The sequence below is a fragment of the Mitsuokella sp. AF21-1AC genome, from assembly GCF_003458855.1.
Taxonomy (GTDB): domain Bacteria; phylum Bacillota; class Negativicutes; order Selenomonadales; family Selenomonadaceae; genus Mitsuokella.
In genome coordinates this window covers 1-26068 of the sequence record NZ_QRVW01000033.1, presented here as the reverse complement: position 1 = coordinate 26068, position 26068 = coordinate 1, and the positions used below count along the sequence as shown (strand labels likewise).

At 61.9% G+C, this 26068-nt stretch carries 23 protein-coding genes, 2 tRNA genes, 1 pseudogene and 1 riboswitch; of the genes and pseudogenes, 1 reads left to right on the top strand and 25 read right to left on the bottom strand.

Going from position 1 to position 26068, the window contains the following annotated elements:
- Positions 1-50: 50 nt before the first annotated feature.
- From DWX75_RS10595 to DWX75_RS10530, 15 genes and pseudogenes are all read right to left on the bottom strand, one after another.
- The gene (locus tag DWX75_RS10595) at positions 51-695 is read right to left on the bottom strand and encodes a TetR/AcrR family transcriptional regulator (protein ID WP_118016285.1); all 645 of its coding nucleotides are present in this window, start codon (positions 693-695) and stop codon (positions 51-53) included.
- Positions 696-712: 17 nt separating this feature from the next.
- Positions 713-1822 carry an ABC transporter permease gene (locus tag DWX75_RS10590; protein ID WP_118016284.1) on the bottom strand — a complete coding sequence of 370 codons (1110 nt, stop codon included), beginning with the start codon at positions 1820-1822 and terminating at the stop codon, positions 713-715.
- Positions 1819-2937, bottom strand: a complete 1119-nt coding sequence (locus tag DWX75_RS10585; protein ID WP_118016283.1) for an ABC transporter permease — start codon at positions 2935-2937, stop codon at positions 1819-1821. Before DWX75_RS10585 ends, DWX75_RS10590 begins: the two co-directional genes overlap by 4 nt.
- Positions 2930-4756, bottom strand: a complete 1827-nt coding sequence (locus DWX75_RS10580) for an ATP-binding cassette domain-containing protein (RefSeq protein WP_233519573.1) — start codon at positions 4754-4756, stop codon at positions 2930-2932. The genes DWX75_RS10585 and DWX75_RS10580 overlap by 8 nt, the downstream gene beginning before the upstream one ends.
- Positions 4757-4847: 91 nt before the next feature.
- Entirely contained in the window at positions 4848-5849 is a 1002-nt protein-coding gene (locus DWX75_RS10575; protein WP_118016282.1) for an efflux RND transporter periplasmic adaptor subunit, read from the bottom strand.
- Positions 5850-6069: 220 nt separating this feature from the next.
- Entirely contained in the window at positions 6070-6441 is a 372-nt protein-coding gene (locus tag DWX75_RS10570) for a P-II family nitrogen regulator (protein WP_118016281.1), read from the bottom strand.
- Between the two features lie 7 nt (positions 6442-6448).
- A complete protein-coding gene (locus tag DWX75_RS10565; protein WP_118016280.1) occupies positions 6449-7753 on the bottom strand; it encodes an ammonium transporter in 1305 nt (434 codons plus the stop codon).
- A 350-nt stretch (positions 7754-8103) separates the two neighbouring features.
- Positions 8104-8694, bottom strand: a complete 591-nt coding sequence (locus tag DWX75_RS10560) for a thiamine phosphate synthase (protein ID WP_118016279.1) — start codon at positions 8692-8694, stop codon at positions 8104-8106.
- A complete protein-coding gene (thiH, locus tag DWX75_RS10555; RefSeq protein WP_118016278.1) occupies positions 8681-9934 on the bottom strand; it encodes a 2-iminoacetate synthase ThiH in 1254 nt (417 codons plus the stop codon). Before thiH ends, DWX75_RS10560 begins: the two co-directional genes overlap by 14 nt.
- Before the next feature lie 13 nt (positions 9935-9947).
- Positions 9948-10751: a thiazole synthase gene (locus DWX75_RS10550; protein ID WP_233519575.1), complete on the bottom strand. Its 804-nt coding sequence runs from the start codon at positions 10749-10751 to the stop codon at positions 9948-9950.
- A pseudogene (gene thiS, locus DWX75_RS12235) lies at positions 10752-10931 on the bottom strand (sulfur carrier protein ThiS); the annotation flags it as partial.
- Between the two features lie 126 nt (positions 10932-11057).
- A riboswitch (TPP riboswitch) is annotated at positions 11058-11188 on the bottom strand.
- Positions 11189-11268: 80 nt separating this feature from the next.
- Positions 11269-12840, bottom strand: a complete 1572-nt coding sequence (locus DWX75_RS10545) for a nitrite/sulfite reductase (protein WP_118016276.1) — start codon at positions 12838-12840, stop codon at positions 11269-11271.
- A 182-nt stretch (positions 12841-13022) separates the two neighbouring features.
- On the bottom strand, positions 13023-13427 hold the full coding sequence (locus DWX75_RS10540; RefSeq protein ID WP_118016275.1) for a GtrA family protein: 405 nt from the start codon (positions 13425-13427) through the stop codon (positions 13023-13025).
- Positions 13417-14448: a glycosyltransferase family 2 protein gene (locus tag DWX75_RS10535; RefSeq protein ID WP_118016274.1), complete on the bottom strand. Its 1032-nt coding sequence runs from the start codon at positions 14446-14448 to the stop codon at positions 13417-13419. The genes DWX75_RS10540 and DWX75_RS10535 overlap by 11 nt, the downstream gene beginning before the upstream one ends.
- Before the next feature lie 48 nt (positions 14449-14496).
- On the bottom strand, positions 14497-15963 hold the full coding sequence (locus DWX75_RS10530) for a glycosyltransferase family 39 protein (RefSeq protein WP_158558797.1): 1467 nt from the start codon (positions 15961-15963) through the stop codon (positions 14497-14499).
- Positions 15964-16185: 222 nt separating this feature from the next.
- On the opposite strand from DWX75_RS10530, the gene DWX75_RS12015 reads away from it, so the two are divergent.
- Complete coding sequence (locus DWX75_RS12015) at positions 16186-17121, top strand: ketopantoate reductase family protein (protein WP_147671595.1); 936 nt, start codon at positions 16186-16188, stop codon at positions 17119-17121.
- Positions 17122-17172: 51 nt separating this feature from the next.
- Here DWX75_RS12015 and DWX75_RS10525 read toward each other — a convergent pair whose 3' ends face one another.
- The 10 genes from DWX75_RS10525 to DWX75_RS10480 form a co-directional block, all read right to left on the bottom strand.
- Complete coding sequence (locus tag DWX75_RS10525) at positions 17173-17976, bottom strand: carbon-nitrogen hydrolase family protein (protein ID WP_118016272.1); 804 nt, start codon at positions 17974-17976, stop codon at positions 17173-17175.
- A gap of 852 nt (positions 17977-18828) precedes the next feature.
- The gene (locus DWX75_RS10520; RefSeq protein ID WP_118016271.1) at positions 18829-19506 is read right to left on the bottom strand and encodes a hypothetical protein; all 678 of its coding nucleotides are present in this window, start codon (positions 19504-19506) and stop codon (positions 18829-18831) included.
- A 407-nt stretch (positions 19507-19913) separates the two neighbouring features.
- Complete coding sequence (locus DWX75_RS10515; protein WP_118016270.1) at positions 19914-20945, bottom strand: aspartate-semialdehyde dehydrogenase; 1032 nt, start codon at positions 20943-20945, stop codon at positions 19914-19916.
- Between the two features lie 86 nt (positions 20946-21031).
- The gene (gene dapB, locus DWX75_RS10510; RefSeq protein ID WP_118016269.1) at positions 21032-21823 is read right to left on the bottom strand and encodes a 4-hydroxy-tetrahydrodipicolinate reductase; all 792 of its coding nucleotides are present in this window, start codon (positions 21821-21823) and stop codon (positions 21032-21034) included.
- 150 nt (positions 21824-21973) lie between these two features.
- The gene (gene recG, locus DWX75_RS10505; RefSeq protein ID WP_118016268.1) at positions 21974-24049 is read right to left on the bottom strand and encodes an ATP-dependent DNA helicase RecG; all 2076 of its coding nucleotides are present in this window, start codon (positions 24047-24049) and stop codon (positions 21974-21976) included.
- A gap of 108 nt (positions 24050-24157) precedes the next feature.
- Positions 24158-24910 (bottom strand): 5'/3'-nucleotidase SurE, encoded by a 753-nt coding sequence (gene surE, locus DWX75_RS10500; RefSeq protein ID WP_199497598.1) that lies wholly within the window; start codon positions 24908-24910, stop codon positions 24158-24160.
- A 115-nt stretch (positions 24911-25025) separates the two neighbouring features.
- Positions 25026-25101, bottom strand: a tRNA-Lys gene (locus DWX75_RS10495).
- Between the two features lies 1 nt (position 25102).
- A tRNA-Lys gene (locus tag DWX75_RS10490) sits at positions 25103-25178 on the bottom strand.
- 93 nt (positions 25179-25271) lie between these two features.
- Positions 25272-25721 (bottom strand): UPF0158 family protein, encoded by a 450-nt coding sequence (locus DWX75_RS10485; protein WP_118016267.1) that lies wholly within the window; start codon positions 25719-25721, stop codon positions 25272-25274.
- Positions 25722-25834: 113 nt separating this feature from the next.
- Positions 25835-26068 (bottom strand): autotransporter outer membrane beta-barrel domain-containing protein (locus tag DWX75_RS10480; protein ID WP_118016266.1); only part of this gene is annotated, 234 nt, incomplete at its 5' end.

The window sequence follows — 26068 nt, the reverse complement described above, 5'->3', positions numbered from 1 at the left end:
GCGGCCCTCTTGTTTTTGGGGATCTGTTATTTCACAGCCCCCATGACCATTCATTCTGTCTCAGACCGGGATACGACAAAGGAGTCAAGCCCGGCAAAGGCGAACTGCTCGAGGCTGCGCACAAGCGTGACGAGCGAGAGCTCGCGTTCGTAGAGGACTTCATACTGTGACTCCTGATGGATGAGGAAGGCCGCGGCGAACGGCGCCATGAAGCCGATGACGATGCCGCGCAGCCGCACGTCGTCGGCCGCGAGCCCCGTGTACTCGGCAAACATGCGCAGCATGAGGTCCCGCTTCGGCACGATGTTCTGCGTGAAGATTTCCTCGAAGAGCGGCGAAGGATGCAGGAGTTCCCGCGCCCAGACGCGCAGCTCCCAGGACGGCTTGATGAGGGTCTGGCGCAAAAATGTCGCGAGAAAGCGGCGAATCTTCGCGCGCGGCGGTGCGGCGGAGGCCTCGATGTCCTGGATGGCGTCGAGACTCATGAGGTGCTGGTGCACGACGCGCAGCAGCTCCTCGTAGAGGCCGTCGCGGCTGCCGAAGTGGTAGTTGACGGCCGCGAGATTCGTGCCCGCGAGCTCGCAGATCTCCTTGCTCGTCGTCGCCTCGTAGCCCTTGGCGGCGATGAGCCGACCCGCGCACGTCAGGAGTTTTTCGCGCGTGGCCTGCCCGTCTTCCCTCTGTATCTTTTTCATACAATCACCTTTCTGTATCAAGCCGCCTTGTGGCGGAAGAGCCAGCCCGCTGCCGGCATCGTCACGGCCGCGACGGCGAGCATCGGGATGAAGTCGAAGCCGATTTCCGCAAAGCCCGCGCCCTCGAGATAAATGCGGCGCACGGCGTCGACGATGAAGCGCATCGGATCCGCCCACGTCACGAGCTGCAGAGCCTCGGGCATGTTATCGACCGGCGTCACGAGGCCGGAGAGCAGCACCATCGGGATCATCAGCACGAGCAGGTAGACGAGCACCTGCTGCATGTTGCGCGAGATCGACGAGATGGAGAGCCCGAGTCCTGTCGTGCTCACGAGGAAGACGAAGATCGACGTAAACAGCGTGACAAACGAGCCCGCAAACGGCACCTCGAACCAGAAGCGCACGATGAGAAACAGCATCATGCTCTGGAAAAGCCCGACGAGGACGGGCGGCACGGCCTTGCAGATGAGGATCTCCGTCGGCGAGAGCGGCGTGACGAGCAGCTGGTCAAAGGTGCCGAGCTCCCGCTCCCGCGCGATGGAGAGCCCCGCGAGGAACATGACCTGCACGAAGGCGATCATCGCGAGGAACGACGGCAGGAACGTCCAGCGGCTCAGCTGGTTCGGGTTGAACCACGTGCGGCTCTCGACGGTAACGGGCAGATGGCCGCCCGTCTGCTGCAGGCTCCATTCCGAGGCAATCGATGTGACGTAGCGCGACGTCATGCCCGCGATCATCGGATTGCGGCCGTCCGTGATGAGCTCGACGGGCGCCTGGCCCTTCTCAAGCTGCGTGTCGAAATCGCCCGGGATCACGACGATCAGCAGCACGTCGCTGCGGTAGAGCGCGTCCGTGACATCGGCCACGCGCTCCCCCGCCGCCGCGCACGAGAAGGCCGGCGAGCCCTCAATCGCCGCGAGGAAGCTGCGCGAGGCCGAGGAATGCGAGGCATCGACGACGGCGTACGGGATGTCCTCGAGGTTGTAGTTGGCCGCGTAGCCAAACAGGAAGCCCTGCAGCAGGATGGGCATGACGAGCTGAAAGCGCATGCGCCGGTCGCTGAACAGGCCGATGAGTTCCTTCTGGCAGAGAAAGAAGAGATGGCGCAGGAAAAGCATGAGATTCATTCTTTGAGCTCCTTTCGCGTCAGATAGAAGGCCAGCCAGAGGAAAAAGACGGCAAAGCCCAGCAGCACGAGGGTGTCGCGCACGATGAGCGGCGGATAGCTGCCCGTGAGGAACAGGGACTTCATGAGCTCGAGGTAGTACGTCGTCGGAAAGATTTCGCTGACGAGCTGGATGAACCAGGGCTCGACGTGCAGGTCAAAGATGAAGCCCGAGAGCAGGACCGACGGCAGGAAGCTGATCATCAGCGAGGTGTGGCAGGCCAGGAACTGATTGCGCGTCAGCGCCGAGATCACGAGCCCGATGCCGAGCGCCACGACGAGGTAGAGCATGGATTCGCCGAGGATCAGGGCGAGGGAGCCGCGCATCGGCAGCTCGTAGAGGTAGCGGCCCGCAAGCAGGCAAAGCGTCATGCCCAGAAAGGCGACGCCGAAGTACGGGATCATCTTGGCGAAGATGAGCTCGGCGATGCGCATCGGCGTCACGAAGAGCGACTCAAAGGTGCCGCGCTCCCACTCGCGCGCCATGACGACGGCCGTCAGGAACACGCCGCTGATCGTGAGCACGAGCATGAGGATGCCGGGCAGGTAAAACCAGGTGCTCGTGTTGGCATCGTTGAACCAGATGCGCGAGGTGACGGCGACCTGTCCCTTCGCACGGCTCGTGAGGCCCTGCTCCGCCGCCCAGGCGAGCACGCTTGATTCGACGTAGCCCTGCGCCGACATGGCCGTCGTCGATTCCGTGCCGCAGAGGATCAGCTGGACCGTGGCGTCGCGCGTCGCGAGGCGGCGCGTGAAGTCCTGTGGCACGCGCAGGACGGCCGTCACCTCATGCGTGCGCATCTTCTGCTCGGCCTCCGCCATCGAATGCAGGAAGACGGGCCGGAAGTACTCGGAGCCCTGCGTGAAGCTCACGAACTGGCGCGCCGTCGGCGAGGAATCCTCGAGCACGACGGCCGTCGGCACGTTCTTGACGTCGAGACTCAAGCCGTAGCCGATGATGAGAATCAGGATGAGCGGCAGCACGATGCCCATGAGCAGGCTGCTCTGGTCGCGCAAAAGCTCCAGCATCTCCTTGTGCGTGAGCGCGAGGAGCCTGCGGAAAAAGCCCTTATTCATGATGCTCGCCCCCTCTTCCCTGCTCGACAATCGCCACGAAAATATCGTCCATCGCATCGTCCTGACGCCCGAGCCGCCGGCGGATCTCGGCGGGCGAGCCGAGCACAAGCAGCTTTCCGTGATCCTGGATCATGAAGCGGTCGCAGTATTCCGCTTCCTCCATGAAGTGTGTCGTGATGATGATCGTCGTGCCGCGCGCCGCAAGGTGCGTGATCTGCTGCCAGAAGGCCCGGCGCGCGAGCGGGTCGATGCCGCTCGTCGGCTCGTCAAGGAACAGGATCCGGGGCTCGTGGATGAGGGCTGCCGCCATCGACAGGCGCTGCTTGTAGCCGCCGGGCAGATGATCCGCGCGCGTATCTTCCTGATCCTTGAGCTGAAATTCCTCCATGACGGCCGCGATGCGCTGACGCAGGTGACGGCCGTAGAGGCCGCAGGCCCCGCCGAAGAAGCGCAGGTTCTCGTAGACGGAAAGGCCGCCGTAAAGCGAGAACTTCTGCGCGACGTAGCCGATGTTCGCGCGCGCCTGCGTGCGTGCCGTGCGCAGGTCGACGCCCGCGACGCGCAGCTTGCCGGAGGTCGCGGGCAAAAGGCCGCAGAGCATGCGGAACGTCGTCGTCTTGCCCGCGCCGTTCGGGCCGAGCAGGCCGAAGACTTCGCCGCGATGGACATCGAAGGATGTGTGCGAGACGGCCGTGAAATCGCCGAATTTCTTGACGAGATCGCGCACCTCGATTTCCACGGGGGCCCCGGCGTCCATGGCGCTGCCTGCATCCTGAGCCGGTGCCGGCTCGTTTTCTGCCGGCGGCATGACCACATTTTCTTCGCCGGCTGAGGCCGCCTGCCTTGCCTCGTCGTCCTTGAGGAGCATCATGAAGCCGTCCTCGAGGCGCGGCACGAGCGGCTTGGCCGTGAGCCCGAGTTCCCGGAGGACCGTGAGCTCCTCAGGACGCCCGCGCGTCGTGAAGCGCACGCCGCCAGCTGCCGGCACGGCATCGAGCACGGTATCTTCACCGAGCAGCTTGTCCTGCAGCGTACGCATCGCCATGCCTGCTGGCGGCACGGCACGGTAGCAGCAGCCTGCGGCGATCCCTGAGAGGTCCTCAGGCGTGCCGCTTGCAAGGATCCGCCCGTGGTTGAGCACAAAGACGCTCTTGCAGCGCGCGGCTTCTTCCATATAGGCCGTGCTCACGAGCACGGAAAGGTTTTCTTCGCGCACGAGCTTCAACAGGATTTCCCAGAGCTCGCGGCGCGAGAGCGGGTCGACGCCGACGGTCGGCTCGTCGAGCAGCAGCAGCTCCGGCGAGCGCACGAGTGTGCAGGCAAGGCCGAGCTTCTGTTTCATGCCACCTGACAGCCTGCCCGCAAGCCTGCCCGTGAAGGCCGCAAGCTCCGTCATCGCGAGCAGGTGTCGGAAGCGCTGCTCGCGCAAGTCTTCCGGCACGCCGTGCAGCCTCGCGTAGAGCTCCATGTTCTCGAGCACCGTCAGGTCCTCGTAGAGACCGAAGCGCTGCGGCATGTAGCTCAGGACGTCCTGCACCTGCTGCGGCCGCCTGGTGACGTCGAGGTCCGCGACCTGCAGTCTGCCGGCCGTCGGCTTCATGAGGCCGCAGACGAGCCGCATGAATGTCGTCTTGCCCGCGCCGTCGGGGCCGACGAGCGCCGTGATCTGCCCGCGCGGCACCGTGAGATCGAGGGCTTCGAGCGCGACGGCCGTGCCGTGCTTGCCCGCAAAGACCTTGCGCAGGCCGCGCGCCTCGATGATGCCGTCCTTCATGACGTCACGCTGCGCACCGCCAGCCTCCTTTTCCTCTCCTGTCATCACGCTTCGCCTCCTTCCCCTGCCGGTCCGCCGCTGCGATTTCGCGTATCAGCCCCATAAACGGCGCGGATCCTCAGCCGCCCTGGCGCACTCATAAGGCAATCCGGACCGTTGCCGGCATGCCGAGCCGCAGCACATTGTCGTCGTCGGTCACGTAAACGCGCACCTCGTAGACGAGCGCCGTGCGCAGTTCATCCGTCTGCACGGTCTTCGGCGTGAATTCCGCCGTATCCGAAATGTAGCCGATCTGCCCGTGGATTGGCTGGTCCTTCCGGCTGTCGATGTAGACGTCGGCCGCCTGGCCCTCGTAGATGCGGCCAAGATCCGTCTCGCTGACGTAAGCCCTCACCCATTTCTTGTCGAGCAGCGAGAGCTTGAAGACGGGTGCCGAGGGCGAAGCCATGTCGCCGGGCTCCAGCAGGCGCGAGCGGATGACGCCGTCGGCCGGTGCCTTGAGCTCGTACTGCGAGAGCACGTACGCCTCACGCGCGCGCTCCTCCTGCAGGGACTTCAAGGTAGCCTCCGCCTCGCGCACATCCTCTTCGCGCGGCCCGGCCTGTGCTTCCTGCAGGGCCTGCGATGCTTCGGCGACGGCCGCCTCCTTGGCATTGGCCTCGGTGCGCGCATTGTCGAGCTCCTGCTCGCTCACGCCCTCGACGCTGTCGTAGATGGCCTGGCGGCGCATGTAGACGCCCCGTGCATACTCAGCCGCGGCCTGTGCCGAACGCAAACGCGCCTCGGCCTGGCGGACCTCCTCCGTGCGCGTGCCGTTGTGGAGCTTGTCGACCGTACTCTGCTGCGCGGCGATCTGCGCGTCGGTCTTGCGCAGCGTGAGCATAAGTTCATCGCTGTCGAGATGGCCGAGCACATCGCCCTCCCTGACCGTATCGCCTTCCTCCACGAGGAGATCCCTGATGCGGTCGCTCTCGCGGAAGGCCACGGTGATCTCGCGCACGTCGACGTTCCCCGACAGCGTGATTTCGCGCGCCGCCGCGAGCCTTGCCTGCTGCTCATGGCGCTGATACGCGTACCAGATACCGCCAATCAGCACGATGAGTACCAGGACGGCCGCGATTTTCTTTGGCTGTTTCATGATAGACCCCTTCCCCTTTGCCTGTTGCGTCTTTTGCTCTTCTGATTCTTACCCGGATTTCAAATTCAAATTTCATTTTGTTTTTATTATATCAAATTCAAATTTGAATTTCAATTATAGAGCTGAAAGAAACAGAGGCCGCAGCCGGAAAACCGGCGCGGCCTCTGTTTCATCTATGCATTGTGTATGGAATTAGAAGGGGTTTGCAAATGTGAACAGGTCATCCTTTCTTCTCTTCGGGGATGTCCATGATGGCCTGCGGTCCACGGTCGCCCGTGCGGATGCGGACGGCGTCGGTGAGCTCGTAGACGAAGATCTTGCCATCGCCGATGTTGCCCGTGCGCACGGCTTTCTGTGCGACTTCGAGGACGCGCTCGACCGGAATCTCGCAGACGACCGTCTCGAGCTTGATCTTCGGCACGAGGTTGATGTCGTACTCCTTGCCGCGGTAGACTTCCGTGTGGCCCTTCGAGAGGCCGCAGCCGAATACCTGGCTGACTGTCATGCCGAGCACGCCGATATCGTTGAGCGCCTGCTTGAGTTCTTCGAGTTTGCTGGCGCGGGTGATGATCTCTACTTTTGTAATCTTCATGGCTGCCTCACTCTTTCTGCGTGTTTAAAATCGTGTTCGCGAGCATCTCGCTGGAGTTCTCAAGCGATGCGACGATCGGGCTGCCGGCCATCATGGCGCTGGCATAGCCGCGCTCGCCGTGCTCGACGACATCGAGGCCTGCAATCTCCTCCGTCTCGTCGGCGCGGACCTTCATGAAGGCGCTGACGATCTTGAAGAGGATGAAGGTACCGACGATGGCCAGCGCATAAGCGACGATGACCGAGACGACCTGCGCGAAGAGCAGATGCGAATCGCCGTAGAAGAGACCGTCGGCACCAGCCGGGTTGACTTCCGTCGTGGCCCAGAGGCCTGTGGCAATCGAGCCCCAGGTACCGCCGATGCCATGGACACCGAAGGCGTCGAGGGAATCATCGTAACCGAGCTTCTCCTTGAGGACGGCGACGGCGAGGTAGCAGACGATGCCGCCGATGAGGCCGATGCAGACAGCAGGCATGGGCTTTACGAAGCCGGCAGCCGGCGTGATGGCGACGAGGCCGGCGATGCAGCCGGATGCGGCGCCGAGGATGGTCGGCTTGCCGTTGCGGATCCACTCAACGAGGACCCAGGAAACCGTGGCGGCAGCGGCGGCAGCCTGCGTCGTGACGAACGCGTTGGCTGCAAGGCCGTTGGCACCAAGGGCCGAGCCGGCGTTGAACCCGAACCAGCCGAACCAGAGGAGCGCTGCGCCGAGGACCGTCATCGGCAGGTTGTGCGGCAGCATGGCGAACTGGCCATAGCCGCGGCGTGCACCGAGCAGGATGCAGATGGTTAGGCCGGAAACACCGGAAAGGATGTGGATGACGAGGCCGCCGGCGAAGTCAAGGGCGCCGAGCTGAGCGAGGAAGCCGCCGCCCCATACCCAGTGAGCCATCGGGTTGTAGATGAGGATGGCCCAGAGCAGGATGAGGACAGCAAAGGCGGCGAAGCGCATGCGTTCGGCAAATGCACCCGTGATGAGGGCCGGCGTGATGACGGCGAACATGCACTGGAAGGCGACGAATGCGAGTTCCGGAATCGTGCCGTTCTCCAGCACATTGAGGCCGACGCCCGCAAGGCCAATCTTGTCGAGGCTGCCGATGAAGCCGCCGATATCCGTGCCAAACGTCATGGCATAGCCGAGGATGATCCATTCAACGGAAATCATCGCTACGATGAAGAAGCTCTGCATAATCGTGGTCAGGACGTTTTTGCTGCGGACCATGCCGCCGTAGAAGAAAGCCAGACCAGGTGTCATGATGAAGACCAGGGCCGCACTGATGAGGACCCAGGCCGTATCGCCCGTATCAATCATGTGAATCATTTCCTTTCTTGGTCCGAAGACGAATTTGGGATAATTGCTTTGCATAGCCGCAGGAAGGGGAGTGAAACGAAAAAGACGCCCAGCCGCCCCGCTCCCGCGAGAATCTCGCGGCAGGGAACCACTGGACGCCATTGTCCATTTCTGAGTTGATGATGTTAGGAATGTTGCGGATATGCAGTCAGCCTGAAGAACAGAAAAAGCCCCGCAGAACCTGGTACCTAGGTTTCTCGCGGGGCTCCATTGCCTCTTGTTCTCTTGCTGATGTGTCTATTATAGCTTCCGGCCCTGCCGGCGTCAACCCCTCTTTTTATGTATACAGTATTACACATGCGCAGGGTGCATCAGAGCCAGAGGCTCCCCTGCATCAGGCTGCCCATCGCACAGGCTCCTTGGGCCCCGGCTGCGCGCACGAGCGGCACGCGCGCGGGCGTCAGGCCGCCAATGGCGTAGACGGGAAGCGGCACGGCGGCGGTGACCGCCTGCAGGAAGTCCAGCCCGCGCGGCGGCAGGCCCGGCTTGCACGAGGTTGCAAAGATGTGGCCGGCAAAGATATACGTGCAGCCGAGGCGCACAGCTTCCTGCGCGTCCGCGACGCTGTGGCACGAGGTGCCAAGCTCCATGAAAGACGCCAGGGAGGAGCGCTCTGCCGGGACGAGGCGGCGAAGACGAGGCAACGGCAGATGCACCCCTGCGGCATGCTGGCGCCTGGCCACGTCAGGGAAGCCGTGCACGATGCCGGGGACCCCCGCCTCTTTGCAGAGATGAAGGACCTTTTGCGCGAGCGTTTCGTAGGCTTCTTCCGTTAGGTCCTTCTCGCGCAGCACAATGGCCCGCGGCTGGTGAGCAGCGATCGCGGCCAGGCGCGCGAGGAAATCCTCTTCATGGGCAAACACATGGCGATTCGTCACGCAGATGACATCAGAGATAGACATAGTCGTTGAGGACGGGCTGCAGGCCCTCGGCGGCCATATCGTGGTACATGCTGCCGAGGCTGCGGGAATCGCAGATCTCAAACTGCGCGTCGCCCTTCTCCTCCGTCTCCTTCCCCGTGTATTTCTCCTCGTGGTCGCCGATGCCCGTCGAGACGCCCGCCGAGATCTTCGTCGCCGCGATCTTCGCGATGCCGTTGCGGAAGGACGCCCTCTCGCGCGACGAGACGGTGATGCCGACATACGGCAGGAAGATGCGGTACGCGCAGATAATCTGGCAGAGCTGGCGCTCGCCGACGTCGAGCGGGTTGATCTTCTCGTTGTTGATGATGGGTCTGAGGCGCGGACACGACAGCGAGAATTCCGCCTGCGGATACTTGCGCTGCAGATGCCAGACGTGCAGTGCCGTTGCGAGCGCATCCTTGCGGAAATCCGCGAGGCCGAGGAGTGCCGAGAAGCCGACGCCGCGCATGCCGGCCATGAGCGCGCGCTCCTGCGCCTCGAAGCGGTACGGCCAGACGCGCTTGTGGCCCATAAGATGCAGCGTCTCGTATTTCTTGAGGTCATACGTCTCCTGGAAGACCGTCACGTAGTCCGCGCCGCATTCATGCAGGTACTTGTAGTCCCTGACGTTCATCGGGTAGACTTCGAGGCCGACGTTGCGGAAGTATTTGCGCGCGAGTTTGCAGGCCTCGCCGATGTAGGCGACGCTGCTCTTCGTCTTGCTCTCGCCCGTGAGCAGCAGGATCTCCTCCATGCCGCTCCTGGCGATGACCTGCATCTCATGCTCGATCTCCTCGGACGTCAGCTGCAGGCGCTGAATGTCGTTGTAGCAGTTGAAGCCGCAGTAGACGCAGTAATTCTCGCAGTAATTGGCGATGTAGAGCGGCGTGAAGAGATAGACCGTGTTGCCGAAATGGCGGCTCGTCTCGAGCCGCGCACGCCTTGCCATCTCCTCGAGCAGGGGCTGCGCGGCAGGCGACAGCAGGGCCTTGAAATCCTCGACGCTGCAGATGCGGTGGTCGAGCGCGCGACGGACGTCCTGGATCGTGTAGGCATCGGGATCGTAGGCGTTCATGGCCGCGATGACCTTCTCGCGCACATCGGAGCGGATCTCTTCCATATCCGGCAGATAGGCCATGGGGTCCGTGCGGCACGAGGGATCGTGCTCAAGGCGGTGTTTCTTGGCGAGTGCGGCCTCGCTCAGGCGGCTGGAATCCACGAGGAACTGATTCTCTTTCATAACTGCCACCTCCTCAATTGCGCAGGAAACCCGTCAGCGGGTCGGAAGCCTCGGCGCCGCGGCTCAGCACGCGCCCGAGCCCCGCAAGGTACGCCTTGCGGCCCGCCCGGATGGCGTCGCCAAAGGCTGAAGCCATGAGCGGCACATTGCCGGCCGTCGCGAGCGCCGTGTTGGCCATGATGGCCGCCGCGCCCATCTCCATGGCCTCGCATGCCTGCGACGGCGCGCCGATGCCGGCGTCGACGATGATCGGCAGGTCGATCTCATCGATGAGGATCTGGATGAATTCCTTCGTCGCGAGTCCCCGGTTCGAGCCGATGGGCGCTGCAAGCGGCATGACGGCGGCTGCACCGGCCGCTGCGAGGTCGCGCGCGGCGTTGAGGTCGGGGTACATGTAGGGCATGACGATGAAGCCTTCCTTCGCGAGGATTTCCGTGGCCTTGATTGTCTCGTTGTTGTCCGGCAGCAGATACTTGGAGTCGCGCATGATCTCGATCTTCACGAAATCGCCGCAGCCGAGCGCCCGCGCAAGGTGTGCGATGCGCACGGCCTCGTCCGCCGTACGCGCACCCGACGTGTTCGGCAGGAGCGTGATATTTTTTGGCACGTAGTCGAGGATGTTTTCCTTCTCTTTCGTGTTGGCGCGGCGCACGGCCACCGTGATGAGCTCGGCGCCGGCATACTCGACCGCCGCCTGGATGAGCTTCAGCGAGTACTTGCCCGAGCCCAGGATGAAGCGCGAGTGAAACGTGTGGCCGCCGATGACGAGTGCATCGTCTTTTGCTTCCTTATCACCGGCGCCCGAGCCGCCGCCCATGAAGCAGACGACCTCGACCTCATCCCCATCGCTGAGCACCGTCGTATCGTAGGCCTCGCGCGCGAGGATCACGCCGTTGTGCTCCACGGCCACGGCCCGCCGGTCGTAGCCGGCCTCCGCCAGATAATCCGCCACGCTCAGGCCCTCTTTTGCCTGCAGCTCGCCATTGATTCGTACCATCTTGCATCCTCCTCCGAAAATCACAGCTCCCCAACGTCCCGGCATGCTCAAAACGCCACCAGCCAAAACAAAAAGGGAGGCAACCTGACTCTGGTCGTCTCCCTGTACATGCAGAAACATCGCTCGATCGCATTTCCTGCGCATCCCTACGTTGGCATTATCCAAATCAGGTTCCCGGGTCGGAGTCACGAACTCCCTCTCAGCCTGCTTTGACGCCGCGCGCTGCGGCCGCCGGGCAAGCTCCCCGTGTCTATGGAATTGTAAAATCCTTAAAACGCTTTTTATTATAGACGAAACGATACAGAATTACAACCGTTTCCGCGAAAAAACGCCTGCTTTACACGAGATAGGGCGCAAGGACGGCCTGCCAGTCCGCGAGCGGCGTACGGCGCACCGTTTCGTGGAAGGCCTCGCCCGCCTCGCGCACGGCGAAGTAATGCGCGACGAGTGCGCAAAGTGCCGCGAAGAGCTTCGCATCTGCCACGCGGCCCGCAAGCGGCTGAGCGTAGGCCGCATCGGGGCCGAGCGAACCGCCCACCTGCACGGTGTAGACGGGCGTCACCTCGCCGTCGACCTTCGCGCGGCCGCCCGTCAGGCCGATGTCCGCGATCTGCGGCTGCGCGCACGAATGGAAGCAGCCCGTCAGATTGATGCGCACAGGCACGTCGGCCGCGGGGAACGCCGCATCGAGCGCCTGCGTCAGCTGCTGCAGGCGGTCCTTCGTCTCAATCGGCGCGAAATTGCAGTAGGCATTGCCCGTGCACGACGACGCGTAGCCCGAGAAGAGCCCCGGCTGCAGCGGATAGCGCGCAAAGAGCTCCTCGGCAAGCAATGCGTCGAGGCGCTCAGCGGGGATGTCGAGCAGGATGAGATTCTGCGAATTCGTCGTGCGCAGGCGGCCCGTGCCGTAGGTCTTCGCAAGCCCTGCAAAGGCGCGCAGGTCCGCGGCCTCGATGTGGCCCTTGGCGAGATGCACGCCGACATACGAGAGCCCCGGCTGCTTCTGTGCGTGGACGCCGTAGAAGCGGCCGTACTGCCACGGCGCCGTGACCTCCTCGCCGCCAGCTTCGAGCGTTCCCGTCTGGGCCGTGATCTTCGCGGCCACGGCGCAGATGCCAAGATCCGCGACGAGGTATTTCAAGCGGCAGTGATTGCGCTTCTCGCGATATCCTTCGTCGCGGAAGAGCGTCGCCACGGCCTTGGCGACCGGCAGCACCTCTTCGGGGCGGATGAAGAACGGCAGCTTCTGCGCGAGGTACGGCTCCGCCGAGAGGCCGCCGCCCACGTAGGCGTGAAAGCCCGTCTCGCCCGCGCGCCGGGCCGGCACGAACGCGAGGTCGTTGATGCGCGCGAAGCCGGCGTCGTGCGGATTTGCCGAGATCGACACCTTGAACTTGCGTGGCAGGTTCGAGAAGTCGCGGTTGCCGAGGAAGAAGCGGTACGTCTCCTCGACGAGCGGCGTCGTGTCGAGGAGTTCCTCGGGGTCGACGCCCATGAGCGGATTGCCGAGGATCGTGCGCGGCACATCGCCGCAGGCCTCGACGGAGCTCAGGCCGGCCTCCGCGAGGGCGCGGCGGATAACGACGGCGTCGCGCAGCGTGATGTTGTGGATCTGCACGGCCTGGCGGATCGTGATCTGCACCTCATCCCTGCCGTACGCGTGCGCGAGATCCGCGAGCACCTCGGCCTGCGCGGCTGAAAGCGTGCCCGACGGCAGCTTGACGCGCACGAGGAAATGGCCGTCGCGCGGCCGCTGCGCGTAGATGCCGGCCCATTTGAGCCGCTCGACGTCGCCGGGGTCGAGCTCCGAGAACGCTTTGCCGGAAAGCGCCTCGATCTCCCCGAAAATGTCGAGGCCGTCCTTTTCCTGTTTCCACTGCTCATTGCGGTTGCTTGTCACTGCTGTCATCTTCAATCTCTCCTGTTCATCTGGTTTTCCATGCAAAAATGGAGGTCCCGGCACACAAACGGTGCACAGGAACCTCCATTCTTTGGTCAGTTCGCTATGAATACCATTACGATACCATACGAAGGCCAAACTGTCAATCTTATTATTCCTATAATTTCGCTATGAATTTGCCGGACTGTGCCTCAGCGGCGGCCGAATGCGAAGATCTTGACGAACAGGAACGTGATGGGCACGCCGAGCACGGCCGCGATGAGGAAGCTCACGAGCGACGGCAGCCCGAGCCAGTTGTAGAAGACGAGCACGATGATGTTCTGGATGATGTAGTTCGGCACGTACGACAGGAAGAACTTGACGTAGCGCGCAAGCGTCAGACGTGTTGGGAAGACGAGCCAGCCGTTGAGGATGTAGGCATTGATGTTGCTCAGGAGGTAGCCCGCGTTGAACGCGACGTTCGCGTTGCCGAGAAGCGGCGTCAGGAGCTCCGCGAGGAAGCTGCAGAGGAACGTGTTGATGCAGCCGACGACGAGGAAGAGCAGGAACTCACGCGAGAGGAAGTGGCGCTTGAGCGTCCCGAGGTCAAACTGCATGGCCGTTCACCTGTCCCTTCGCTGCACCTGCCGGCGGGGCAAAGCCCGCGGGAGCCGCCTCCCCGCAGTCTGCCGGCTTGCCACGCTCGAGGAGATAGAGCGGACGGCGCTTCGTCTCCTCGTACGTGCGGCCGAGATACTCGCCGATGATGCCGAGGATCATGAGCTGCAGCCCGCCGAAGAACGCGACGCACGCGATGATCGTCGGCCAGCCCGCCACGGTATCCTCGCGCACGAATGTCTCAAACAGCACGTGCAGGAACAGGACGACGCTGACCATCATGCTGAAGAAGCCGACGTAGAGCCCGATGCGCAGCGGGAACGTCGAGCACGTGAAGACGCCGTCGACCGCGAGCCGCCACATCTTGCGCGGCGAGAACTTCGAGACGCCCGCGTAGCGCGGCGGCGCCGTGAAATGCACCTGCTTCTGGCGGAAGCCCATCGAGCCCACGAGACCGCGGATGAAGCGCGCGTGCTCGCGGTAGCGGCGAAACGCGACGACGACCTTGTGGTCCATCAGGCGGAAATCCGAGCCGCCCGGCTGCACGGGCACCTCCGAGATGATGTTGAGGAATTTATAATACGAAGCCGACGTTGTGCGCTTGAGCCACGAAGCGTCCTCCGTTGCCTCGCGGATGGTCTGCACGACTTCATAGCCATCCTCCCAGTCGCGGAGCAGGGCCGGGATCATCTCGGGCGGATGCTGCATGTCGCCGTCCATCGTGATGACGGCATCGCCGTCCGCGTGGTCGAGGCCGCACGTCAGCGCGAGCTGATGGCCCGAATTGCGCGCGAGCAGCATCGGCTGGACGCGGCAGTCCTTCTGTTCGAGCTCGTGCAGGATGGCGCGGCTCTTATCGGCCGAGCCGTCGTCGACAAAGATGAGCTCCCAGGCGTAGTCCGGCAGCTTTGCCATCTCGTGGCAGACGGCCTCATAGAAATGACGCAGATTGGCTTCTTCATTATAGACGGGCACGACGATTGAGAGCGTGTGCTTCGGTGTTTCGTTAATGGCTGACATGATGACTGGCTTCCTTTCCCTCAGGTCCTGTTCTTCGCGTTTCCCGCGTCATTTCGCGGGCGGCAGGACCACTTTGATGATGAGCATGCCGTTTTCCTCGCCGACCGTCTCAAATGTCCCCTGCGGCAGCTGCTCCTTGAGGTAGGCCTCGCGCGGCACCTCACAGAGCACGAAGAACGGCACCCCCGCCGGCAGGTCCTCATAGGCAAGGAATGGCATGACATTCTTGGCATTCCAGCTGAGTCCCGAAGGCTTCACGCGCTCCATGTCGGCACGGTGGATGAGCTCGGGGATATTGCCGCCGTAGTAGAAAACCGTCGAGGTCCTGTACCGGATACGCTCTACATTGTAGTCGCCGCAGTTAACGACGAGGGCATCATCCACATTAAGATTCCTTAAACTTGCAGCGATCGCGCGCCCCGACTGCTGACCGCAGAGCGGCACGGCCACGGCGAACGTCAGCACGAGGTAGAGGCACCAGCAGGCGGCCGCGAGCCGTTTGACGAGCACGGTGCGCTCCTTGAGGAGCCGCGCGGCGAGAATGGCCATCGGCAGGAACGCCGGCAGGGTGTACGTCACGTACTTCGTCGCCATGCACTGGAAGAAGAGGTGGATGATCACGGCCCAGGTCAGGAGGAACACGGCATGCTCGCTCCAGCGCCTGGCCCAAAGATCGCGCCACGTCTTCTTGATGCGCCAGAGCACGAGGAACGACCACGGGCAGAAGCCCAGCAGGAAGATGACGATGTAGTAGAACCAGACGTCGTCGCGCGCGTGCTCCGAGACAGTCGCGCGCAGGAAATTCTGCACGCCGAAGAAGTTCGTGATGAATTCCATGCCGTGCAGGCGGTACATCAGGTAATACCAGCTGCCGCCCACGACGAGGAAGACGGCAAGGCCCGGCAGCCAGCCGAGGTGCAGCAGCTCACGGGGCTTTCTGCGCAGGCAGAGGAAGACGAGCATGATGAAGCCCGGCAGCAGGAAGCCGATTGGCCCCTTCGTGAGCACCGTGAGCCCCGAGAACAGGAACGCCAGCAGGTAGTATCGTCGACTGCCGCTGCGGTAGCCCAGGTAGAAGGCGATGAGCACCGAATTGAAGAAAAAGATGAAGGTCATGTCGGTGATGACGGCCTTCGAGAGGTAGAAAAACGCCGTCGTTGTCGCGAAGATCAGCGCGGCGAGAAAGGCCGTCGCTCTATCGTAAAGCTTCTTCGCAAAGTACCAGACCTGCAGCACGTCGAGCACGGACACGACGGCGGGGAAGAAGCGCGCGGCGAATTCATTGACGCCAAACAGGCTGAAACCCGCGAGCAGCTCCCAGTAGAAGAAAATCGGCTTGTCATACCAGAAATTGCCGTAAATGCGCGGCGAGATCCAGTCGCCGGCTGCGAGCATCTCCTTGGCCGTCAGCGCGTAGTTTGATTCCACCGGATCCGTAATGGCCAGCAAGTGATTGCCAGCAAACACCATGATGACGACGCCGAGCAGCGCCAGTGCCTGCTGCTGTTTTCTCATAACCTTCTCTCCCATCCCTTTGCCTGTCCACATAAAAAGGGCGGCCCCCAGATACTGGATACCACCACGCACCGGGCGCCGAGCCTTTTGCAAGCAAATTCTAATCTTGTATACTCTCCTTAGTATAATGGCCCGTCTGCCGTCTGTCAATGCAAGGTGCTTCCCTCCCTCTTTGCCCGTGCCCGGCCATGTGGTACAATAAAGCAAAAAGGGGGTATTCACATGAAATTCACCATCATCGGCGCGGGCGGCACGGGCGGCGTCCTCGGCGGCTATCTCGCCCATGCCGGCAATGACGTGACCTTCATCGCGCGCGGCCGGCACCTTGCGGCCATGCGCGAAAAGGGGCTGCTTATCCGCACGAATCACCGCGGCGACATCCTCGTGCCGAACGTCAGGGCCTGCACCATGGAGGAGTACGAAAAAAGCGGTGACACGCCCGACGTGCTCTTCGTCTGCGTCAAGTACTACAGCCTGCCTGATGCCATCGCGCTCGCGAAGCACTGTGCGGGCAAGGAGACGCTGATCATCCCGATCCTCAACGTCTTCGGCTCGGGCGCCGTCATGCAGGAAGAGCTGCCCGGCCTCACGGCGCTCGACGGCTGCATCTACGTCTTCGCCAAGATTGCAGAGCCCGGCGTCATCGCGCAGCCGCAGTCCATCCTGCGCGTCTTCTACGGCTTTCGCCCGGGACAGCCGCAGACGTTTGCGAAAAAGGCGCAGGAACTCGAGGCCATCATGCGCGCGGCCGACATCCACGCGCATTTCACGGATCAGATCCAGCGCGATGCCCTGACGAAATTCAGCTTCGTCTCGCCGATGGGCGCGGCCGGCCTCTACTACGGTGCGAAGAGCGACGATTTCCAGCAGCCGGGCGAAGTCCGCGAGACATTCGTCGGGCTCATCCGCGAGGTGCAGGCCGTCGGCGAGGCCATGGGCATCACCTTTGACCGCGACCTCGTGGCAAACGGACTGAAGCTCATGGACGCCTTCGCGCCGGGTCTCACGACCTCCATGCAGCGCGATGTCGCCAAGGGAGGTCCATCGGAATTCGCGGGCCTCGTCGACCGCATCGTCGCACTCGGCCAGAAATACCATGTCGCAACGCCCCTTTACGCGAAGATCAGCGCCTGGGGACACAAAAAAGGACTGGCCTGATGGCGGCCAGCCCTCATACCTTCTCATGAAGCAAGCACAATGAGTTCCCGCTCAGGCCTGCGGCCCGTACCACTCCGGACGGCGCAGCTTGAGCCAGGGAACTTTTTCTTGTCTCTGCCGTGCTTTGGCAAGGTCGAGCGTAACCGTCACGAGCTGCTCGCGGTCATCAGCCTTGCAGACGAGATTGCCCTCGGGGTCCGCGACGAGCGACTCGCCGATAAAATCCATCCCGCCCTCAAGGCCCACGCGGTTGCACATCGCGACGAAAACTTCATTCTGCATGGCCTGCACGCGGATCTCCCATTCGAAGAGCTCCATCGGCTCGGCCTTGCAGTTGGCCGTGGGCACGATGACGAGCTGCGCGCCCCTGAGCGCACACGTGCGAATGCTCTCGGGCAGATGGCGGTCGAAGCAGATCACGATGCCGACGCGGCCAAACGGCGTGTCAAAGACCTTGAAGCCATCCTCCGACGGCGTGTAGTAGTCGACCTCGTAGAACTGCGTCGCCTCAAAGACATGCACCATCGAGGCGTGGCCCGCAATCTTCCCCGCCGCATCGATCCAGAACGATCGGTCAAAGCGCCGGCCGTCCGCGGCCTCAAAGTAGAAGTTCGGCGAGATCATCATGTGCTGTGCGGCCGCGAGCTCCCGCAGCCTGCCGATGATCGCATCGTCTCCGCGCGTCACATACGCCGCGACGTCCTGCTGCGGATACTGCGGGAAAAACGGCGCATTCTGGATTTCCGGGAAGAACAGGAGGTCGCTGCCCGCCGCCTCGCGGACAAACGCCACCATTCTCTCCTCATTTTGCGCACGGTCCTCTCCCATGCGCATCTGTGCCATACTGAGTTTCATCAATTGGGTCATCGTATCACCTTACTTTCTGATGGTATCATCTCTCCGCCTTCTCCGCGCAAGATTAAAGGCGCTGCGGAATGTATCCTGGCTTCAGCACGCGGCTGAATATAGAAGGCGGGGACGAGAGCGCAACGCTGCGCGAAGCCGGCTGGCTAAAGGGATTTTTTCCTTGGGAATGAAGCCTGACGAACGTGCGAAACGCGCGCTGCTTGAACGACGCCCGTTCGCCAGGAAGCTGGCAGATGAGGGGGAAGGCGCTGCGGGATGTATTCCGGCTTCAGCGCACAGCTAAATGTGGAAGGCGGAGACGAGAGCGCAACGCTGCGCGAAGCCGGCTGGCTAAAGGGATTTTTTCCTCGGGAATGAAGCCTGACGAACGTGCGAAACGCGCGGTGCTTGAACGACGCCCGTTCGCCAGGAAGCTGGCAAGGAAAAAATCCCTTCTTAACGCCAGGCGCCAACGCTCCGCTTATGCACCCTCGTCCCCTACATGTATTGCCGCGGGCAATCGCTGTGCGCTTCCAGGCGGAATACATCCCTCCGCTCAGGCTCATTTCCTTCGGCAGAACACGAACGCAGCCTTCTCCGCGCACGGAGAAGGTGGCCCAAAGGGCCGGAAGAGGTCTTTGGACGGACGGGTAAAGGCAATGCTTGACTGCAAGTCCTCACAAGCGTCGTAACCCCGCGCACGGGGAAAGTGGCCCGCAGGGCCGAAAGGGGTCCATGGACTGACGGGCAAGAACAAAACTCAACTGCAAGTCCTCACAAGCGTCGTAGCCCGCGCACGGGCGCGAAGCGCGGGATGCCGGGGCATCCCCGGGGAAAGTGGCCCGCAGGGCCGAAAGGGGTCTACCGCGGACTGTACGTACAGTATTTCGCCACAATGGCTGCATATTCCTGCACGTCAGCCATATCCTGCTGCGAAGCTCCGTCATGCGGGCCGGCTTCCGCGAGCTCGCGCGCCGCCTCCTCCAGAAGGCGCTGCGTCCCCGGCAAATCGATCTGCCGGACGATCATCGTCTCCGCCTGCCGCAGCCGGAAATGCGCCCGCTCCGCCGGCTTATAGGCGTCAAAGACCGCCATCGTGGCAATCGCCGAAGCCTCCGCGTAATTGCCGTCGTGCATGCAGCGCGCAAAGAGCAGCTCGCTCGTCGCCAGCGGCGTCTGATGCGCGCGGTTGTTGCGGATTGCCGCCTTCGTATTCTCATACTGGACGTCCCCGATAACCGCCATATCGCGATATTTCACATAAAGGCGCTGTGCCAGGCGCTCATACGCCCGCCGCGCCTGCACGCGTTCCCCTGCGGCCTGCCCCGGCACACGGGATTCCGCCTGCCGCGCCCCGTTCTGCCCTGCATGCTTTCGCGCCTCTCCCTGTGCCGCCCCGGCAGACACCACCTTCGCCTGCTCCTGCCGCACCACACCGTGCCGTGCCTGCAGAGCCCCTTCTGAATGCGCTGCCAAAGCCGGCACGCACGATACGCTCAGCAGAGCACAAGCCATCAGGCCGGTCCAAATCTTCTTCATCCTACGTTGATTCCTCCCGTGTCTCACTCAACCCATGTCAGCATTCCAGGATTTTATCAAGAATTCACTAATGAAATCATAACGCAATTCATCGTTTCCCGCAAGTTCATGGACCTCTTCCACCGCTAACGCGGTCCCCCTTCTCCCTACGGGGAGAAGGCTTGGGGCTCGTGGCCTTCGGCAGAATATACGAACGTACAAAGCGCAGCCTTCCCCGCGCACGGGGGCGCGAAGCGCGGGATGCCGGGGCATCCCCGGGTGTGGCCCGTAGGGCCGGAAGAGGTCCTTGGGCTGACGGGCCAGAACAAAACTCAACTGCAAGTCCTCACAAGCGGCGTAGCCCCGCGCACGGAAACAGCATAAAAAAACCGCCCGGAGAGGGCGGTTTTGCGTTATCTGGCTTTGATTCAGATCATGTCGTTCTTGATCATGTACTCGGCAATCTGCAGGGCGTTGAGAGCAGCGCCTTTGCGGATCTGGTCGCCGCAGACCCAGAAGTTCAGGCCGTGCTCGATGGACTCGTCCTTGCGGATGCGGCCGACTTCGACATCGTTCTTGCCGGACGTGAAGAGCGGCATCGGGTAGATCTGCTCAGCCGGATTGTCGCGGACGATGGCACCCGGGAAGGCGTCGATGGCCTTGCGGGCCGCCTCAACGCTGACCTCGTCCTCGAACTCGACGTTGACGGACTCGGCATGGCTGCGGTAGACCGGCACGCGGACCGTCGTAGCCGTGATGCGCAGGCTGTCATCCTCGAGGATCTTTCTCGTCTCGTTGACCATCTTCATCTCCTCTTTCGTGTAGAGGTTATCATAGAAGACATCGATCTGCGGGATGAGGTTGAAGGCAATCTGATAATGCTTCGGGAACTTCGCGCCCGGCAGGATATTGGCCTGCGGCTCACGGCCGGCGACAATATCCTCGACCTGCTGCTCGAGCTCAGCCATGGCTTCCTTGCCGCCGCCCGAAACAGCCTGATACGTCGAGACGACGATACGCTTGATCTTCGAGAGATCATAGAGCGGCTTGAGTGCCATCATCATGATGATCGTCGAGCAGTTCGGATTGGCGATGATGCCCTTGTGGCGCGCGATGGCCTGCGGGTTGACCTCCGGCACGACGAGCGGGACCTCCGGGTCCATGCGGAACGCGCTCGAGTTATCGATGACGACTGCACCGGCCTTGACGGCTGCCGGTGCGAACTGCTTGCTGGCTGCGCCGCCCGCGAACAGAGCAATCTCGACATCCTTGAAGGAGTCATCCGTCGTCTCCTCTACCGCGTACTCCTTGCCCATGAACTGGATCTTCTTGCCGGCGCTGCGTTTAGAAGCCAGCATCTTGAGGTTGGCAAAGGGGAAATTGCGCTCTTCGATGAGGTTCAGGAATTCCTGGCCTACGGCACCGGTCGCGCCGAGGATCGCTACGTTGTACTTCTTCATGGTAATCGTTCCTTTCTGCATACATTCCGGGAAATCCCGGATGAGTTCCTTTTTTATAATGATAGTAGAACGGGCAAAGGGATGGCTCAGTCGAGCAGCTTGTCGAGGCCGACCGTCAGGCCCTTGAGGCTGCGGACCTTCTTGGCGGCGAGCACGACGCCCGGCATGAAGGATTCACGGTTCATCGAATCGTGACGGATCGTCAGCGTCTGGCCGAGGCCGCCGAAGATGACTTCCTGATGTGCGACATAGCCCGGCAGGCGCACGCTGTGGATGTGCATGCCCTCGTAGTTCGCACCACGCGCACCTTGGAGCTTCTCGAACTCATCGGGGTTGCCCTGCTGATGCTCCTTGCGGACTTCCGCGATCATCTCAGCCGTCTGGATGGCCGTGCCCGATGGTGCATCGAGCTTCTTGTCGTGATGCAATTCAATGATCTCGACCTCTGGCATGTACTTGGCAGCCTGGCGCGACAGCACCATCAGCAGCACGGCGCCGATGGCGAAGTTCGGTGCGATGAAAGCCGGCGTATCGTTCTCCTCGGCAGCTTTGGCAATATCAGCCTTCTGCTCATCCGAGAGGCCCGTCGTACCGACGACCGGCGACGTCTTATGGGAAAGTGCCGTCATGACATTCGCGAAGACGACATCCGGACGCGTGAAATCCACCATGACTTCCGGTTTCAAGCGGTCAAGCGCAGCGGCAAGATCCGTCTCGACGAGGATACCGTTTGCCGGCAGTCCCACGAGCGTACCCGTATCCGCGCCGCCCTTGATATCCACGGCACCGACGAGCTCAAGCCCGTCTGCTTCCTGTACAGCCTTCAATACGGCCTGGCCCATGCGGCCGCAAGCACCATTTACGATTACTGTTGTCAAAATATGCGCCTCCAGTCAAAGCATAACGGCACATCCTCCCCCATTCGGGTCCTTGCATTTACCCGACAAACGTTCGCAGAGGATGCACGCATTTTTACATGTATTATACACATATTTGAGCGTCCTGACAAGCCTTGTGAAAAACAAACGTCAGGATTCCGTGATATGCTGGAACTGCTCCCGGTACTGCAGCGCGAGCACGGGCAGCACGAAGTCGAGATCCTCCCGGCGCTTGAGGCTCGCGATGGCCGCGCGGCGCGCTTCGATGAGGATATCGCTGTCCTTGAGCACATCGGCAATCTTGAGGTCGGGCAAGCCGTGCTGCATGGCACCGAAGAACTGGCCGGGGCCGCGCAGACGCAAATCCTCCTCGGCGAGCCGGAAGCCGTCAGACGTCTCCGCCATGATCGTCAGGCGTTCGCGAGCCTGCTGCGTCTTGCCTTCCGAGACGAGGATGCAGTACGAGGCATACGAACCGCGGCCGATGCGCCCGCGCAGCTGATGGAGCTGCGAGAGGCCGAAGCGGTCCGCATGCTCGACGACCATGATGCTTGCATTCGGCACGTTGACGCCGACCTCGATAACCGTCGTCGAGACGAGCAGCTTGATTTCTCCTTTATAGAAGGCTTCCATAACAGCCTCCTTCTCCGCCGGTCGCATCTTGCCGTGCACGAGGCCGCAGGCCATATCCTGGAAAATGCCGTAGCGCAATTCGTCGTAAATCTCCTCAGCCGAAGGCAGGTCGCTGTCCTCTTTCATCTCGATGAGTGGACAGACGACGTAGGCCTGACGCCCCTCCTCGAGCTGGCTGTGGACGTAGCGATAGATGAGTGGCCGCCGGTCCGGGCGGCGCACGAACGTGCGGATAGGCTTGCGTCCGGGCGGTAATTCGCGGATCAGTGAGACATCGAGGTCGCCGTAAACCGTCAGCGTCATCGTGCGCGGGATTGGTGTCGCCGTCATGACGAGCACGTCGGGCACGCAGCTTCCCTTTTTCTCGAGGGCCGTGCGCTGTGCGACGCCGAAGCGGTGCTGCTCATCGGTGACGACAAGCCCGAGCCGGTTGAACTGCACATCGTCCTGTATAAGCGCGTGCGTGCCGATGACGATATCCGTCTCATGCGCGGCAATCTCGTGGTAGACGGCCTCGCGCTGCTTTTTCGTCAGACGGCCCGACAAGAACGAGATGCGGATGCCAAACGGCTGCAACTGGCGGCAGAACGACTCATAATGCTGCTCGGCCAGAATTTCCGTTGGGGCCATCAGGGCTCCCTGGCAGCCGTTCTCGACAGTCTTGACGAGCGCAAGCATCGCGATGACCGTCTTGCCAGAGCCCACATCGCCCTGCACGAGGCGGCGCATCGGCACATCGCGCTCCATATCGCCGCGGATGTCCTGCCAGGTGCTCTCCTGGTCGTGTGTGAGCGTGAATGGCAGGCTCTTCCTGACACGCGTAAGAAGCTCGCCATCCTTTGCGTGCCGGATGCCCGCCGCGCTCTGCTGCACCTTTTTCTTTAAAAGCATCAGGCCGCACTGGATGAGGTAGAGCTCCTCGAAGGCCAGGCGCCGCCGCGCCGCCTTGAGCGCAGCAAAGTCCTTCGGGAAATGGATCGTCTCGAACGCCTCGCGGCGCGGCATCAGATGGTACTCCTGACAGACAGAAGCTGGCACGACCTCAGGAAGCTCGATATCTGCCGCGAGAGCCTCCTGCAGCAATTTGCGGAAAAATTTCTGATTGAGCCGCTCCGTCGCCGGATAGACCGGCTGGATACCGCAGTGTGCCGCCGCTTCCTCCTCGCCCGTCTCCTCTGTCAGGATCTCAAAGGAACTCAGCTGGCTCATCTCGAACTGCCCGCGCCCGCCGAATGCATACGCAGCCCGGCCCGTCACGAAGATGCGGCGCCCGACTATGAGCTGCTTCTTGAGATACTTCTGGTTGAACCACGTCACCTTGAGGAAGCCCGAGCCATCGCCGATGAGCGCCGTAAGGATCGTCATGCCGCGCCGGCCGCCCTGACGCTCCTGGAGTTTCGTAATGACGCCCGAGACCGTCTGCTGCTCGCCGGGCCGCAGGTCCGCGATGCGCGTCAAGACACTCTGGTCCTCATACGTGCGCGGGAAATACGTGAGAAGATCGTACACCGTCGCGATGCCGAGCCGCGCAAGCTCCGCCTTCTTCTTGGGACCCACGCCCTTGATATACTGAACGGAATCCGTTACCTTCATCTAAAATCACCTTTTCTATCCGTTTGCTGCCTCCCCACATGGCACAGCCCGCCTGCTGCCTTCTGCCAAAAAGCCGCCCGTCCGGAAAGCCCGACAGGCGGCGCGCGATCAGCGGTCGAGCTTCTTCTCGAGCTCCAGGTAGTCCGTCAGGTCGACCATGAGCGGCGTCACCGCGATGTAGCCGGCCTCGACGGCATAGATATCCGTCGGCTTGCTCTTGTCCGTATCGAAGATCTCACCGGCCACCGTATAGAAGACACGGCCATCCTCGCGCGGCTGGCGGATGAAGGCGTTGTGGTAGTCGCGCTTACCCTGGCGGCCGAAAACGAACTGCGGCTCCCCGTCCTTGAAGGCCTTCGGGAAATTGATATTCCAGAAGAGCGACTGCTTCTCATCGGCCAGCAGACGCTCGAAATGCGCCGCAAAGATCTCGGCGGCCTCCTCATACGAAATCGTGCTGTCCACATCGAGCGAGAGCGCAAACGACGAGATGTCGTGCAAGATGCCCTCCATCGCCGCGCCGACCGTGCCCGAATACAGGATATCCGTCGCGAGATTCGCGCCGTGGTTGATGCCGGAGACTACGACGTCCGGCTTTTCCTCGGCAATCGCCTCGAGGTAGAGCTTGACGCTGTCCGTCGGCGTGCCGTCGACCGCCCAGGCCTCGATGCCGTATGCCTCGCGCAGCCGCTCGCCGCGCAGGAGCTCCAGCGGTCGGCCGACGTTGAGTGCATGGGCCATGCCGCTCTGTTGGCGTGCCGGCGCCGAGACGACCACCGTATGTTTGGGCGAAAGCGCCCGGACCAGGGCCTCGAGCCCGCACGAGTCGATGCCATCGTCGTTTGAGATCAGGATCCGCAAAATAAAACCTCCATTCCTACCAAGCAACATCATATTTATCAAAAATCGCCATGCCAGGCATGGCCCGAAGACACGAAAAGGCTCCTTTGTCACCAAAGGAGCCATCTAGTCAAAATGGTGACCCACCACGGAATCGAACCGTGAACCTACTGATTAAGAGTCAGTTGCTCTGCCAGTTGAGCTAGTGAGTCATGGTGACCCACCACGGAATCGAACCGTGAACCTACTGATTAAGAGTCAGTTGCTCTGCCAGTTGAGCTAGTGAGTCATCGTTTTGTTCTGTTCTTGGCTGCCCTCGCAACCAACGAATATTATTATAGAGGAGCCTAGGCCATCTGTCAACACCTTTTTGATTTTTTCTTTAAAACTTTTTTGTTTCTCCCTGCTGCGCCGCTTCATCGGCTTCGTACGCGATGTGGTTCTCCTCGCACCAGTCGCGTGCGACTTCGCGCAGATACGCGCGCTTGTAGGCCTCCCAAGCCGGCTGCAGCAAAAGATGGCGCACCTGGCGGTGGAACCTCGCGGCCGCGCCCGCCCCGGCGAGGATATCCTCGAGGCGCTCCCTGACATCCTCACGCTCGCGCGAGGCAGCAAAGGCCTGCATCATCTCATGCTCACACTCGTCGATGACGTTCGGCAGCGGCAGGTAATGCTCCCAGTCCTCCTCGATGTCAAAGGCATGGTCGAGCGCGTCTTCCTCACCCATGTTGTCCTGCATGAGGATGACCTTGCCCCTGGCGATATCCACATAGCCCTGACGGACGTCCGACTGCGCCATCGCCGCCGCCAGCTCATTCAAATCGACTTTCATAAAAAAACCACCTATCCAGCCCCGCTGCAGCGGGGCTTCGTTCTCGTTCGCTGCTCTCATTATACCATCGGAACGAGCATCTGGAAAGGTGGGTATCTTATCCTCTGTTTCTTTTAGAACTGCCACGTCACGCCGGCATTGATCTGCCACTTCGTTGTGATATCGCTGCTGAAGGTACGCTCCGCATCGGCATACATCGTAGCGGACGGGCTCAGGCGGTACGTGCCGCCGAAGCCGACTTCGTACCAGGTCTCCCCGTAATCGATGCTCGTATCCAGGAATTCCCCATTCGCCGCGCGCATGTGCACATCCTGGCCGTTGCCAAACTCATGGAGCAGGGACGCTTT